General features: G+C 33.6%; 15 protein-coding genes. 2 read left to right on the top strand and 13 right to left on the bottom strand.

All coding sequences use genetic code 11. The annotated features are described in order from the left end of the window. Positions 1-277: 277 nt before the first annotated feature. From ispF to HLK68_RS05385, 8 genes are all read right to left on the bottom strand, one after another. The gene (gene ispF, locus HLK68_RS05420; RefSeq protein ID WP_006784405.1) at positions 278-760 is read right to left on the bottom strand and encodes a 2-C-methyl-D-erythritol 2,4-cyclodiphosphate synthase; all 483 of its coding nucleotides are present in this window, start codon (positions 758-760) and stop codon (positions 278-280) included. A 14-nt stretch (positions 761-774) separates the two neighbouring features. Continuing rightward, entirely contained in the window at positions 775-978 is a 204-nt protein-coding gene (locus tag HLK68_RS05415) for a hypothetical protein (RefSeq protein ID WP_006784404.1), read from the bottom strand. A gap of 29 nt (positions 979-1,007) precedes the next feature. Next, complete coding sequence (locus HLK68_RS05410) at positions 1,008-1,487, bottom strand: HAAS signaling domain-containing protein (protein WP_155061865.1); 480 nt, start codon at positions 1,485-1,487, stop codon at positions 1,008-1,010. A gap of 13 nt (positions 1,488-1,500) precedes the next feature. Then, on the bottom strand, positions 1,501-1,812 hold the full coding sequence (locus HLK68_RS05405) for a PadR family transcriptional regulator (RefSeq protein WP_006784402.1): 312 nt from the start codon (positions 1,810-1,812) through the stop codon (positions 1,501-1,503). Positions 1,813-1,957: 145 nt separating this feature from the next. After that, positions 1,958-2,752: a PepSY domain-containing protein gene (locus HLK68_RS05400; protein WP_006784401.1), complete on the bottom strand. Its 795-nt coding sequence runs from the start codon at positions 2,750-2,752 to the stop codon at positions 1,958-1,960. Positions 2,753-3,027: 275 nt separating this feature from the next. Further along, positions 3,028-3,708, bottom strand: coding sequence for a 2-C-methyl-D-erythritol 4-phosphate cytidylyltransferase (ispD, locus tag HLK68_RS05395; protein ID WP_006784400.1), 681 nt, complete (start codon positions 3,706-3,708; stop codon positions 3,028-3,030). A gap of 57 nt (positions 3,709-3,765) precedes the next feature. Next, complete coding sequence (glpX, locus tag HLK68_RS05390) at positions 3,766-4,776, bottom strand: class II fructose-bisphosphatase (protein WP_006784399.1); 1,011 nt, start codon at positions 4,774-4,776, stop codon at positions 3,766-3,768. A gap of 174 nt (positions 4,777-4,950) precedes the next feature. Continuing rightward, positions 4,951-6,528 carry an FUSC family protein gene (locus tag HLK68_RS05385; RefSeq protein WP_132942680.1) on the bottom strand — a complete coding sequence of 526 codons (1,578 nt, stop codon included), beginning with the start codon at positions 6,526-6,528 and terminating at the stop codon, positions 4,951-4,953. Between the two features lie 284 nt (positions 6,529-6,812). Here HLK68_RS05385 and HLK68_RS05380 point away from each other — a divergent pair, with 284 nt between their 5' ends. Next, on the top strand, positions 6,813-8,033 hold the full coding sequence (locus HLK68_RS05380; RefSeq protein ID WP_006785914.1) for a cation:proton antiporter: 1,221 nt from the start codon (positions 6,813-6,815) through the stop codon (positions 8,031-8,033). Positions 8,034-8,062: 29 nt separating this feature from the next. Here the strand turns inward: HLK68_RS05380 and HLK68_RS05375 are convergent, their stop codons facing one another. From HLK68_RS05375 to radA, 3 genes are read right to left on the bottom strand one after another with little or no spacing between them, the layout of a single operon-like run. Next, positions 8,063-9,085: a DUF3221 domain-containing protein gene (locus HLK68_RS05375; protein ID WP_238843639.1), complete on the bottom strand. Its 1,023-nt coding sequence runs from the start codon at positions 9,083-9,085 to the stop codon at positions 8,063-8,065. Positions 9,086-9,104: 19 nt separating this feature from the next. Beyond that, positions 9,105-9,917, bottom strand: coding sequence for a DUF4349 domain-containing protein (locus HLK68_RS05370; protein ID WP_006785912.1), 813 nt, complete (start codon positions 9,915-9,917; stop codon positions 9,105-9,107). A 32-nt stretch (positions 9,918-9,949) separates the two neighbouring features. Beyond that, positions 9,950-11,338, bottom strand: coding sequence for a DNA repair protein RadA (gene radA, locus HLK68_RS05365; RefSeq protein ID WP_006785911.1), 1,389 nt, complete (start codon positions 11,336-11,338; stop codon positions 9,950-9,952). A 563-nt stretch (positions 11,339-11,901) separates the two neighbouring features. On the opposite strand from radA, the gene hflX reads away from it, so the two are divergent. Further along, positions 11,902-13,170, top strand: a complete 1,269-nt coding sequence (hflX, locus tag HLK68_RS05360; protein ID WP_006785910.1) for a GTPase HflX — start codon at positions 11,902-11,904, stop codon at positions 13,168-13,170. A 23-nt stretch (positions 13,171-13,193) separates the two neighbouring features. Here hflX and HLK68_RS05355 read toward each other — a convergent pair whose 3' ends face one another. Together HLK68_RS05355 and HLK68_RS05350 are read right to left on the bottom strand one after the other, a co-directional pair. Further along, complete coding sequence (locus HLK68_RS05355; protein WP_009606281.1) at positions 13,194-13,808, bottom strand: hypothetical protein; 615 nt, start codon at positions 13,806-13,808, stop codon at positions 13,194-13,196. Beyond that, complete coding sequence (locus HLK68_RS05350) at positions 13,798-14,334, bottom strand: RNA polymerase sigma factor (protein WP_006785909.1); 537 nt, start codon at positions 14,332-14,334, stop codon at positions 13,798-13,800. Before HLK68_RS05350 ends, HLK68_RS05355 begins: the two co-directional genes overlap by 11 nt. Between the last annotated feature and the right edge of the window lie 42 nt (positions 14,335-14,376).

Genomic DNA, 14,376 nt, shown 5'->3' with positions numbered 1-14,376 from the left:
TAATTAGGTGAAAGGAGAAGGGAATGTTACCTATGAAAACAATATCTACAATGAAAAGAGGAATTATATGAGATCTGAAGTGATTCCGTTTTAAAATTAAAACTGTGGATAACTAAAAAGCACCTCATTAGCGAGGTGCTTTTTGCTTTATAAATAAATAAAGCCAAAGAAGTAATTCTTTAGCTTTATTAAAATATAGGGGGCATATCATAATTGATTATACCTTGTATCAATATCTCAGAGATTAATAAACGGTTAACATCGCGTTAATATTGTGTTAATTAGTCTTTTTGAATAATAAAACAACACACTCTGAAGCTATTCCTTCTTCTCGCCCCACAAACCCTAACTTTTCACCACGAGTAGCTTTTACATTAACTTGATCCATTGAAGCATTTAAATCACTCGCAATATTTTGACGCATCGAGTCGATATGTGGTCGCATTTTAGGTCTTTCAGCATAAATTGTCGCATCTAAATTTCCTAAGCAATATCCCGCTTCATCCATCATTTTAAAGGCTCCGCGCAATAGAACACGTGAATCGACTCCTTTGTAAGTTGGATCAGTATCTGGAAAATGAGTTCCGATATCACCTTTTGCTAAAGCACCAATAATTGCTTCTGTTATTGCGTGGCATAATACATCAGCATCACTATGTCCAAGTAATCCTTTTGTATGCTCAATCTCAACTCCACCTAAAATTAATTTGCGTCCCTCTACTAACTGATGGATATCAGTTGAATGGCCAATTCGAATCATCAAAATCTTCCTTTCTAATCAAAAATATCATCAAATAAGTCATCTAGTTCAATCATCCCCTGTGATTTTAACTCGATTAAATCAAAAAGGACTCCTTGATGTAAGCTTTGTTTTATCACGATATTAGATGATACCGTAACTACAGAACACACTATCACAATAATAACGGCAACTAGACTCGAAATAATTAAATAAAGCTCTAAACCTTTCTTTCTCATTGAATTCACCTACATTCCTCAATTGATTCTTAATTAAGTCGTTTATAGATCAAATAACCTGTATAAAGTGACGCAACCCCAATATTAAATAAAATTAGTGTCACTCCTAATACTGCAATCGCAAGTCCGATTGAAAAAGACATTAAAAAAATACTTCCAATTATAAAACGAAAACTCGTCATAAAAAATAAAATCGAGACACATAAAGATGCTATGATAGCACAGATAGAGATACCTTTTTTAAAACCTTTTTCATTAGATTTTGGCTTTTCTACCTTTGAATCATCTTTATCAGCGGGGAAACGAGATTCAGTATAATCTAATGATTGCTTAACTTCTTGTGCTACCTTTTTAGGCCATCCTAATCTAGATAATATCTCCTCTTCATCTATATCTAACTCTTTCATTTCATTAACTTGTTCTTTATAAGAAGATAAGATTTCTAATCGGTCCTCTTCTAAAATATCTTGTAATTCTCGCTCTAACTCTTCTAGCCATTGGTTAATCATATCCACTGACTAATCACACTCCTTCGAATAAACGATGAACGGATTCAACCATTTGATTCCATTCTTTTAAAAGTTTTGCTAAATATTCTTCACCTTTATCTGTTATTGAATAATATTTTCTCGTCGGACCTTCAGTTGACTCTTTATTATAAGTTTCTAAATAGCCTTCTTTCGTTAATCTTCTTAATAATGGATAAATTGTACTCTCAGTCACCTCTATATAATATGAAAGTTTTTGAACCATTTCGTAACCGTACAAATCCGTTTTTTCAATTAATTTTAAAACACATAATTCTAAAACACCCTTTTTATATTGTGCATTCATAATCTCATTATTAATAACAACAAATTGTTACCCTAAACCTCCCTTACAGATAGTCTTTTAGCAAGAAATCCATCAAAAAGACTTGTGATATAATACCACAAGTCTTTCAAATTTAAAATATTTTCTAACCTTTTATTCGGCTATATTAATCTAAATTTGTATCCACACTGCGAGAAATAATACTTCCATCAATCCCACTAATTTCGAATTCGTATTCAGTTCTTCCCTCATAAACAGTAATCTCATATACAGGAATTCCTCGTTCATAATCTAATGAAAATTCGCCAATTACGCCACTATTTACTTGGCCTAATGCAATCTCCTTCGCTTTAGTTTGATCAATATTTAATCCTTGATTAGTATTTATATTAGATGCTTGGTTAATTAATTCTTGGTCTTTACTCAAAATACTTCCATCCATCGCACTGACTTCAAATTCATATTTATATGTTCCATCTACTACTGTAACATCATAAACCGGAAGGTAGTCATCGCGGTCCAATTTAATTCCAACAATTGTTCCATTGACTTGATTATTTATAATTTCTTTTACTTTTGCCTCATCAATCTTTACTTCATTAGTGATTAGTGGATTTTGTTCACTACTACGTTTTAAAATACTTCCATCAACAGCACTGATTTCAAATTCATATTCAGTCGTACCATTCACAATCGTAATATCATAATTTGGAATAATATCATCCATATCGTATGAGAATTCAATAACATTTCCTGATCCGACTTCTTTCAAAGCAATCTCTTTTGCTTGCTCTTCAGTAATTGTCACTTGCGCACCGCTAATATTTGTTGAATTAGGATTCTGGGAAGTTATCGGAGTTTCTGTTTGAGTAGTTGATGGATTAGTCGTTTGAGGAGCAGAAGAACATCCGAATAAAAATGCCCCTGTTACTAACATTGAATATAATAGTGTCTTTTTCATAAAAATCTACTCCTTATATCTTAATTATTATTTTTATTTTTATAAAAAAATTAAATTTTAATGTATAACATCGTGATAAATTTTAGTTATTCATCCCCTACTGTGTATTACACACTAGTAGTATAACAAACACTACTATACATTGTCTAGTAGCTTGTATAAAAATAGCCAACGAAATTTTTTTCGTTGGCTATTTTTTTATCGTAATTTGAATTTCTTGTTTAACGACATAAAATATGATTCACTTATTTCAATTCATTTTAGCTATTAAATATCTATAGGGTTCCCTTCATTAATTGCTTTGCCATTACTAAATCTTCTGGAGTTGTTAGTTTAATATTAGTATAGTCTCCTCGTACCACATTAACAGTTGATTTTGTAAACTTCTCTATTAAGCTTGCCTCATCAGTCCCTAAAAATTCTGCTTTTTTTGCACGTTCATGTGCTTGCTTTAATAAAGAAGTTGGGGCTGCTTGCGGTGTCTGAACAGCATATATTTGCGAGCGATCAGGAGTTTCAACTACGACACCGTCAACTACACGTTTAATCGTATCCTTTACAGGCACTGCTACAATAGACGGATGATGACTTAGAGCTTGCTGATAACATTCATCAATCATACGTTGCGTCACAAAAGGTCGCGCTCCATCATGAACTAAAACAACATCCTCAGTAACCATCTGAAGCCCATTGTAGACACTATATTGTCGTTCGCTTCCACCTCGAACAATTCGAATACGCGAATCCATTATATTAGCACCTTCTAAGATATTTTGCATCGTATCTATTTCAGTTGGATTAACAACTAATATAAGTTGTCCACAGTTTGCATTTTTTAAGAATTTTTTCAAGGTATGAACCACAACAGGTTGGTTGTTAATTTCATATAACATTTTATTGTAACCCAATCCCATTCGACTTCCAATTCCGGCTGATAAAATAATTGCAGCGTACATGTCTTTCACCTCATATGTAAAAGTTGCCTCCTATTGATAGGAGGCTAGTTTAAAAAATTATAAAATGATTTCTTTAATTTGGTCGTCTTTACGATCTAGATAATGAATTGATTGAATACGACGAACAGTTCTTGATTTTCCGCGAATAACTAATGTTTCAGTTGTGGCAATTCCATCTTCACATGTGATTCCATCTAATAAATCACCTTTAGTGATTCCTGTTGCTGAGAAGATAACATTATCACTTTTCGCCATATCCTCAAGTTTTAAAATTTCGTTTGGTTTAACTCCCATTTCTTCACAACGACGAGCTTCATCCTCACTCATTTTAATATTTTCTTCTGTCTCACCTTTAACATCTTTACGTAAAACTAAACGTCCTTGCATATCTCCATCAAGTGCACGGATTACAGCAGCAGAAACAACACCTTCTGGTGCTCCACCAATTCCATAAACCATATCAACTTCACTAAATGGCATACATGTTAAAATTGAAGCTGCAACATCTCCATCTGGAATCGCAAATACACGCACTCCTAAAGCCTGCATTTGTTTAATTTGCTCATCATGACGTGGTTTAGCAAGTGTCATCACTGTTACAGCAGATAATGGCTTATTAACTGCTTTGGCAACACGACGAATATTTTCTTCTAAAGATAAGTTTAAATCAATAACACCTTTCGCTTTTGGCCCAACGATTAGTTTTTCCATGTACATATCTGGTGCTTTTAAGAAAGATCCTTTTTCACCAACGGCAAGGGTTGTCATAGCATTAGCCTGTCCCATTGCTGTCATACGAGTTCCTTCAATTGGATCTACCGCGATATCTACATCGTCTCCAAATCCAGTTCCAACACGTTCTCCGATGTATAACATTGGCGCCTCATCGATTTCACCTTCACCAATCACAATCTCTCCGCGAATATTAATTTCATTTAATACGTGACGCATCGCTAAAACAGCCGCACCATCTGCCGCGTTTTTATCCCCACGTCCTAACCACTTGTAACCTGCTAATGCTGCTGCCTCTGTGGCACGAGAAAACTCAATTGCTAATTCACGTCTCATGTTGAAACCTCCTATAAATGATTTAAAATTCCAATTTTATTATATCAAAAAATCAAGTTCTCGGTTGGAATTTTGTCGTTTTTTTGGAACAACTTTCACAAAAATAATTTCTTTCAATTTAACCTTATCAAAAAAAACACTTTTCACCATATAGATAAAAAGTGTTTTTAGATGTTATTGAATTGGATTAGTTAAAGCATCAAAGCTAACATTTAACCATTCACGATATTTGTTATCGTCCCCTGCCATTTCGAGGGCATGATAAGCTTCTACAATAACTGTATGAGGATACTTTTCATTACCTAAAAGATAATGTTTATACTTTTCATAAAGATCCATTAAATAAGTATGAGCTTCTTTTTCACGAATTGTAAATAAATATCGATTTCCTAAAAAGGCAACTATTCCCCCTAACAAAACAAATCCCACACGATTCTGGGCAACAATTAATCCTGTTGTTCCAATAACAGCTGCTCCAAGCGATTGGATAGTTGTTGCAATCATTTTATAATCGTATCGATTAAAGAACATATTTACATACGATGTAATCATCACAATCAACGTTCGTGAAGTTGAAGATTTAAAGATTGTAAATAAAATTAAAAATAAAATAACACCGAATAATGTCCCTGTAAATCGCATCCATGTTTTCTTATTACTTTCCTCATAACTTGGTTGAACAAGTGCTAACAGTGTAAAACATAGCCAACGACCATATTCTAAGTTAAAGAATGTGGTGTAGAACAAGGCAGCACTTAATAAAATCGTCACACGCATAGCAAATTTAAAAGACAGTGACTTTGTATCAATTTGGAATATTTGATGCAAGATGTTTTCTTTATATTCAGGATAAACATCTTGTTCAGATAATTTCAATATCTTTAAAGCCTGTTTAATTTTTTGCATGAAGTCAGGTAAAACTTTTTCATCCCATTTATCAAATATTTTAGCCGCAATAGCGTAGTCCTCATTTTTTAATCCTTGAACTAATAATTTCAGATCTAGTAATAATTCTTCTGATGTTTCACCCGCTTCGTAGTAATTTGAGACATCTGTTAATAAGTAATAAATTTTATGAAGTGAGATAATTTCACTCACACGATACATACTATCCGTTGTTAAAGTCGTTCTTAAATTGCGACGTTCAAATGTTACTTTCATAAAACGTTTCATTCCCAGTTTAAGAACATCGATTTCTTCAGGATGAATACTGTAATCTTGAGATAAAATTCGATCGATTCTTTTTTCAACAAGCTCTAATGCTGTTTCATTTTCATTTTTTAAAATCTTCTTATAAGTATCTTTGTTCATTACATATTGTAATAAAACGATTAATAATGCTCCTATCGCTAACGAAATTAAACGTCCTGGAAGCATTTTAATATCTGAAACTGGTGCTGATAATAATAGAAATAAATATCCAAGTAAATATGGGAAATGATATGTTTTCTTACCATTTATAGTTGTCCAATACGTCATAAAGAAAATAAATGGAATACTAATTAACATTGTTAAAAATGCACTAACCGTTATTAAATAACTCGCTAATCCCATATACAACAAGATTAATAATAATTTAATAAATAACAGTTTTAAATTTTGAGTCATATCCTTTTCAGATGTAACTAATCCAATAATTAAAACCGTAACTCCAACCATTAAGTTAGATTGGCCAAAAATGGTCTTAAACAAAACAACATAAACCATAATGGACAGAAATAAAAATGCATTAGATATGATTTGTTTTTTCATTCTTCTCACCTCAATAAAATAAATAGTGTCGAGCAATATAACAAAAATATCCATTTTTGTCAATGAAGTTTAGAGAATAAACTTTTCATCGTATAAAATCCTCGAAATTCCATAATACTACTTTTTAAATGTACTTTTTTATTATATTGAATTTGTCTAAATATTATATTGAATGTGGTAAAAAAGTCATTCCAATAAAAACGTTTTTTGCCTAAAATTAGGTTGTAAAATGCTTTACTTGGATGTATAATTTGTCAAGTGAAAATTAGAGGGGAGTAAATACTATGTTGTCTTACGAATTTCTATTTGATATTGCTTTAATCTTAATGAGCACTAAGCTTTTGGGATTATTAACAAAAAAAATTCAATTACCACAAGTTGTTGGAGCATTACTAGCTGGATTAATTTTAGGCCCAGCATGTCTAAATGTTTTACATGAAACAGATTTTATCCTTCAGTTATCTGAACTAGGTGTTATCGTTTTAATGTTTACAGCTGGACTTGAAACAGATATGAAAGAATTAAAGAAAACCGGAAAAGCATCTATTATTATTGCTTTACTTGGAATGATTGTTCCACTTATCGGAGGATTTATTATCGCATCCGTATTTAATAAAAATGGAATTTCAGATGCCAATGCACCAATTGTTCTTCAAAATATCTTCATCGGAATTATCCTAACTGCTACTTCAGTAAGCATTACGGTTGAAACATTAAAAGAACTTGGAAAGCTAAGTACCCGTGCTGGAAATGCTATTTTAGGAGCCGCAATTATTGATGATATTTTAGGAGTTATTGCTTTAACAGTTGTAACGAGTGCGACAAACACCGATGTTAGCATCGGATTAGTTTTAATCAAAATCGTTCTATTCTTCATTCTTGGAGGAATAGGTGGCTATATTTTCTCTAAATTCATGAATAAGAGCATGCGTCTTCATAATATGGATTTAAGACGTTTCGTCATCTTATCATTCGTTTTCTGTTTATTATTATCATTTACTGCTGAACACTTCTTCGGTGTTGCTGATATTACCGGTGCCTTTATGGCAGGTTTAGTTTTATCTAACGCACCACGTAAACATTATTTAATGGCGCGTTTTGATACAACAGCGTACATGCTATTATCACCAATTTTCTTCGCAAGTATCGGAATTAAAGTTGTGATTCCAGAAATGTCAGCGTCTTTAATCACTTTCTCAGGAATCTTAATCGTCGTTGCGATTTTAACGAAAATTCTTGGATGTGGGCTTGGAGCAAAACTTTGCCGATATACAAATGCTGAAGCTCTTCAAATCGGAACCGGAATGGTTTCAAGGGGAGAAGTCGCATTAATCGTAGCAAGTAAAGGATCTGCCTTTGGATTAATGGGATCGGTGTTCTTTGGTCCAATCGTTATCATGGTTGTCACTACGACTATTATTACACCAATTCTATTAAAATTAGTATTTTCAAATAAAGCTGCAATAGAAAATTCTCAAGTTGCATTAGAACAAACTGTTGCATAATAAAAAGACCACGAAATTTCGTGGTCTTTTTATTTGTTCAATTTTTCATAGGAAAGATTAAATCCAAAAATATATAAATCCTCTGATTGTTCTAATTCTTCATAATCAACGCCAACGGATTCTAACGAGAATAAATTACTAAAACAAGTCATCCCACTTCCTTCGGTGAAAACTCTGGTTTCCTTATAAGTATCCATATAATAACCTTCAATACCTTCAACTGTCGTTAAGGTTTCATACTGCATTTTCCCTTCTTGTGTCAATTCCACACGTGTGATAACCGTTTGAGCAGTACAATCTTGCCCTTCATACACAAAATTTTCAAACCAACTTGTCCCAACTTCAAGCGGAGCTTTTAAAATCACTTTATTCGGGATAATAGAATTTAACAACATTTCATTTTTTAGTTGATTATACTGATCTTGATTATTAATATGTTCAATCACAGATTGGTTATCAATTTCGTATGTGAGTGTGAACGTACGATTTTCAAATTCTCCGATTCCATCCATCATTTGTCCTTCAAAACTTAATTCAAAAATATTCCCCTTTTCTTCTGCTTTAATCAATTTTTGAGAATGACCGTATTCAGCATAGCCATTATAGGATTGAATTAAGCCGATTGTTTTTGGAAAAATACTTAACAGTTGAGCATGATAGGGTTCCACTGATTCCATCACTAGCTCATTTCCCGCTTCATCTTCACTTGCTTCCACTTCTCCAATAACCTCATAACTTTTAGCACTGGCTCGACTTGGATAACTTTCTAAAATCTCACCATTTAAAGCAACCTTTAACTTCATCCCTACCTTAACATCTTGCAAATAACTAACTTCCATCAAATCGTATGAACCATTCATCCACTCTTCATAACTTTTATTTAAATCCTGTTCTGTTAAATCAAGTCGCAAAGACATCAACGCTGTATCATCACTAACCGATAACACAACACCTTCGACCACAAAGTTGGGCGTCTCCTCAAATTTAAATAATTGCGAACAACCGATTAAGATAAAAACTAAAATAATTCCACTCAAAATCCACTTCTTCACGTTCAACGTCATCCCCCAATCAGCGTCGTCTTTTACTTCGCTTAAAAATCAGTCTTGCCAAAATAACAACAAAAAGAACTACCACAAAATACGGTAAACACCCAATCAGCTTAATCACTAAAATCTTAGAATAAGATGCCATTTGACCGAGTTGCATGACTAGTTCCTCACTAATCGCTTCTTGCCAAGACGTTGCCGGATTTTTAACTAAATAAAAAGAAATCGTTACCTTCACCATATCTCGTTTTTCTTTAAGTGACTGCCATTCATCAAGTTCTGTTCGAACACGAGATAACTCCGTTTCAATTGCCAAAATTTCCTCTAATTCGTAAGCCTCTGACAACAATTCTTGATACCGTTTTTCTTGAATTGATAAATTCTTAATCCAACTATCAATCCCCTCTACTAGTAGCATTTCAGTATCAGTATATGTCTTGATTTCACTAACTTGCAAACTTGACGAAACCTTACCTAAAAAGTCAGTCATCGACGCATGAGAAACCGCTATCGTGAATCTAGCAACAGGATTACTTGATGGTGTATCAGTAGAACAAATAAAGGACGACACTAAGTTGACCGATGCCTCATCTATCAAAGTTTGTAAAAGTGTAAGACTCTCATCTAGGTCTACAACCGAAACATTTACCTCTACATTTTGATAAGTCTTATACTGTTCTGTCGCATCAGTCTGTAAGAGAGTGCTAGGATTTTGAGTCGAAACCTCTTCAGTCCTAGTTAATAATTGAGTAGGAATTAAGCTAACTAACATTAAAATAAAAATAGAAAGGATGATAAAAATCATCCCTTTTTTTATAGCTGTCCAAACATCCACTAAGATTCCCCCTCATCTTCGGTTTGTTTGAATTAAAATTTTAAATCTTCTTTAAACATTACTTTTAATGCATCAGAAATCGTATCGACACCTATCACTTCAATGCCTTGGGGTGGTGTCCATCCACCAAGATTTTTCTTTGGTATAACAGCACGTGTAAATCCAAGCTTTTTAGCTTCTTTAATGCGTTCTTCAATACGTGAAACACGTCTAATCTCACCTGTTAAACCGACTTCTCCCATATAAACATCACCACTTGGTGTCATCTTATCTTTATAACTTGAAACAATACTTGCAACAATTGCTAGGTCAACAGCCGGCTCATCAAGTTTAACACCACCTGTTACTTTGACGTAGGTATCTTGATTTTGTAAAAAGAATCCCATGCGTTTTTCTAAGACTGCTAAAATCAATGACACACGATTATGATCAACTCCAGAAGCCATACGCTTCGGATTACCAAATGAAGTTGGTGTTAAAAGCGATTGAATTTCTACAAGAATTGGTCTCGTTCCCTCAATAGAAGCCATAATAGCCGTTCCCGGTAACCCTTTCGTACGATCCTCTAAAAAGACCTCAGATGCATTGGTTACCTCATCTAACCCTTCTTCCTTCATATCAAAAATTCCGATTTCATTCGTTGAACCAAAACGGTTTTTAACTGCTCGTAAAATACGATATGTATGATGACGGTCTCCCTCAAAATAAAGAACGGTATCGACCATATGTTCAAGTAAGCGAGGTCCCGCTATATTTCCGTCCTTCGTCACGTGTCCGACAATAAAGACAGAAATTCCTCCGATTTTTGCAATCTTCATTAATTGTGCCGTACATTCACGAACCTGTGACACACTACCTGGTGCTGATGTAACCTCAGGCATATGAATCGTTTGAATCGAGTCAATAATAACAAATTCAGGTTTTAACTGTTGAATTTGTCGGTCAATCAACGTTAAATCTGTTTCAGCATAAATATATAGATTATCACTTACAACACCTAAACGTTCCGCACGAAGCTTAATTTGGCGAGCCGATTCCTCACCTGATACATATAAAACTCGAACGTTTTTAGCTGCTAAATCTTGTGCAGTTTGAAGCAGTAACGTCGATTTTCCAATTCCAGGTTCTCCCCCACAAAGAACTAACGATCCTCGTACAATTCCACCACCAAGTACACGATTTAATTCACTCATCGATGTGTGAATACGAGCTTCTTCACTCGTTTCAATTTCATGTAATTTTTGAGGTTTCGTCATTGATTCACTTGCTACAAAGCCACGACGAGCCTCAGCCTTTGTTGGCTTTAATTCCTCAACCATTGAATTCCATTCACCACAACCTGTACAACGTCCAACCCATTTTAAACTTTCCATTCCACATTGTTGACAGAAAAATGATGTTTTTGTTTTAGCTCTTGCCATCTGGTGCCTCCTCATAAATTGTATAGTCTTCTAATCTCATTATCACATATCTGTGCAAGATATCCTAGCCGTGTATAAATCTTTTTGAATCAAACGCATAAACTATATATAAGTCGAGATAAGTTTTTCATACTTGGAAAACTTTTAACTTATTACCCTATCAATTGAGGATGGTTCGCTTTGCCCACCGCTAGGTGACTCATTACCTCCCAGCAGAGGATAGCTAAGATTTCGACTGATGTCTCACTACTTAGCACAGGAACCCCCTATAGTTATACCTCTGTACCAAAAGGGCTTCAGTACTGAGACAAATTTATAATAGTGAAATACATTTCTGTTTCTATATAGTAAAAGGTAACAACACAAACTCTACAATTATATATACGATTATATTTCTATTTTACCTTTTTTAAAATTAGAAAATAGCTCTTTAATATTTTTTATCTTTACTTATAACAGATTTAACGTAACAAGTTGTAAAAATTTTTTAAATAGACAAAAACTACTGCTTCTTATATAGTAAACTTATAGTAGTTTTTCAACAATTAAACAGAGGTGATCAAATGGAAGAAATCATGCAACGCGCCATATTAGTTGGTGTTGATTTAAATAGTGATAAAAATTTTGAATACAGTGTCGAAGAATTAAGAAACTTAGCAGAAGCTTGTAATGTTGAAGTCGTTGGTTTATTAACTCAAAAACTTGAGCGCGTAAACTCTGCTTGCTATATTGGAACAGGAAAGGTAGAAGAAGTCGCTTTATTAGTCGCTCAAAACGATGCTAACTTAGTTATCTTTAATGATGAACTGTCTCCTTCTCAAATTCGTAACCTAGAAGCAGGATTACAATGTAAAGTAATTGATCGTACTATTTTAATTCTAGATATCTTTGCTCGTCGGGCAAAAACTCGCGAAGCACAACTTCAAGTAGAGGTTGCACAACTTCGTTATATGATGCCTCGTTTAATTGGATTAAATGCTTCATTATCTCGTCAAGCCGGTGGAATTGGTTCAAAAGGACCTGGAGAGAAAAAGCTTGAACTTGACCGTCGTCGTATTGAAGAGCAAGTGCATCGTTTAAATAAAGAACTCGATTCTTTAGTACTTGCACGCCAAAATCAACGAAAATTGCGTAAACGTAATGCGACTCCAGTTGTTGCTCTTGTTGGATATACGAATGCAGGTAAATCAACCACGATGAATGCTTTATTAAAAATCTCAAACTCACAACTTGATAAAGTTGTTTTTGAAAAAAATATGTTGTTTGCAACACTTGAAACATCAACTCGTCAAATTCAACTACCAGATAATAAGCAATTTTTATTAACTGATACTGTAGGATTTGTCAGCAAACTTCCTCACCAATTAGTAAAAGCATTCCGTTCAACACTTGAGGAAGTAACTGAAGCCGATCTTTTACTTCATGTTGTAGATTTATCTCATCCTGAATTTGAAACACAAATTGAAATCACAAACAAAGTATTAGCAGAATTAGGCGTTTCAGAAACACCAATGGTTTATGTTTATAATAAATCAGATTTAGCACCGGATGAAATTGCACCTCCAACAGATCAAGATTCTGTTCGTATTTCTGCTAAAAACTTAGAAAATATTGATGAATTAATTAATATGATTAAGCACCACATTTTCCAAAACTACGTAAAGGCTACCTTCTTGATTCCATATGATCGTGGAAATCTTGTTTCTTATTTAAATGAAGTAGCCACTGTATTTTCAACGGAATACCAAGAAAACGGAACGTTAATTACAGTAGAATGTTCAGCGCATGACGCACAGAGATTATCTGAATACATAATAAAAACAACTCACTAATTTAGTGAGTTGTTTTTATTATGTTATTGAATAGCATCAACTTTATCTAAATGCAACAAATCTCGTACGACAGAATCTTGACCACCATACAAGAAATAATTTAAATCATCCAACTTAAACAATTGATATGAGCTTAGCGATTGATTCATTTCTGATAAAATAGCTTCTAAATTAGTGCTAACAGATTCATTATCCACATCTGTGGATAACTCTAAAAAGTAACTTGGCTGATTATAAACGATGAAGGAATGAATAGTAATTCCATCAGTTACAAATGAAGTATCATCTGTAAATTCAATCGAAGCTTGTGTTAACTGTGTTTTAAATTGCGAGAACATTGTTTCAGGTATCAAATTTCTCATCACACCATCTTGCTCTTCACTCGAAATTGCCATTGGCGTTGCTTCATTTAAGTACTGTGGTTGTGAGACCTCTTCTTTACTTTGAACTAATACAACTAACATCATTGTTGCAAAAGTCATAGCTGTTAAAGACAGACCTTTAACTTTACGATATCTAATCCCTGAAGTTCTTGATTTTTTCGTCACATAATCAAGTGTTCTTGCTTTTAAATGAGGATTGATTTGGATTGTTTCTAGTTGTTTATGAATGGCTTCTCGTATTTCTTTATCTTCCACTAATCTCACCTCTTTCTTCCATCATTTTTTTCAATTTTTCTCGCCCACGAGCCAAACGACTTTGTACGGTTCCCTTTGGTATATTTAAAATCTTTGCCATTTCATCATAACTAAAGTCTTCATAATAAAATAGTAAGATTACTTCTTTATATCTTTGTGGAAGCTTCATAATCATTTCATATAATTCATTATTTGATTCTGACTGTGTCATATCAAATGGTTGTTCATATTGTGTCTGATTTTGCTCTTCTAAAGTTCCAAAGGTAGTAACACGTCGCAACCAGCTCGTTCGTAAAAGGTCTTTACACGTATTAATCGTGATTCGGATTAACCATGTCTTTTCACTACTTAAATGCTCAAATTTATGATAATTCTTCATGACCTTATAAAAGACCTCTTGAAAAATATCTTCGGCTAATTGCTGATCTTTAACATATAAATATGCAATTTTTAAGACATCTTGTCCATAATCCTCAATCAATCGTTCAACGACCATTTGGGCTGATTGATAGGTGTCTTTTTTCACTTATTTCCACCTCTTTCACTTATTAGACGTATGAACTCTTAA

Source organism: Turicibacter sanguinis (genome assembly GCF_013046825.1).
Lineage (GTDB): Bacteria > Bacillota_I > Bacilli_A > MOL361 > Turicibacteraceae > Turicibacter > Turicibacter sanguinis.
This window is presented reverse-complemented; position numbering and strand designations above follow the sequence as displayed.

Excerpts from the sequence above, each read along its gene's own strand:
- HLK68_RS05400 (WP_006784401.1), bottom strand. The coding sequence starts at position 2,752 with ATGAAAAAGACACTATTATATTCAATGTTAGTAACAGGGGCATTTTTA.
- HLK68_RS05380 (WP_006785914.1), top strand. The coding sequence starts at position 6,813 with ATGTTGTCTTACGAATTTCTATTTGATATTGCTTTAATCTTAATGAGC.
- HLK68_RS05385 (WP_132942680.1), bottom strand. The coding sequence starts at position 6,528 with ATGAAAAAACAAATCATATCTAATGCATTTTTATTTCTGTCCATTATG.
- radA (WP_006785911.1), bottom strand. The coding sequence starts at position 11,338 with ATGGCAAGAGCTAAAACAAAAACATCATTTTTCTGTCAACAATGTGGA.
- ispF (WP_006784405.1), bottom strand. The coding sequence starts at position 760 with ATGATTCGAATTGGCCATTCAACTGATATCCATCAGTTAGTAGAGGGA.
- HLK68_RS05410 (WP_155061865.1), bottom strand. The coding sequence starts at position 1,487 with ATGATTAACCAATGGCTAGAAGAGTTAGAGCGAGAATTACAAGATATT.
- HLK68_RS05415 (WP_006784404.1), bottom strand. The coding sequence starts at position 978 with ATGAGAAAGAAAGGTTTAGAGCTTTATTTAATTATTTCGAGTCTAGTT.
- ispD (WP_006784400.1), bottom strand. The coding sequence starts at position 3,708 with ATGTACGCTGCAATTATTTTATCAGCCGGAATTGGAAGTCGAATGGGA.
- HLK68_RS05405 (WP_006784402.1), bottom strand. The coding sequence starts at position 1,812 with ATGAATGCACAATATAAAAAGGGTGTTTTAGAATTATGTGTTTTAAAA.
- hflX (WP_006785910.1), top strand. The coding sequence starts at position 11,902 with ATGGAAGAAATCATGCAACGCGCCATATTAGTTGGTGTTGATTTAAAT.
- glpX (WP_006784399.1), bottom strand. The coding sequence starts at position 4,776 with ATGAGACGTGAATTAGCAATTGAGTTTTCTCGTGCCACAGAGGCAGCA.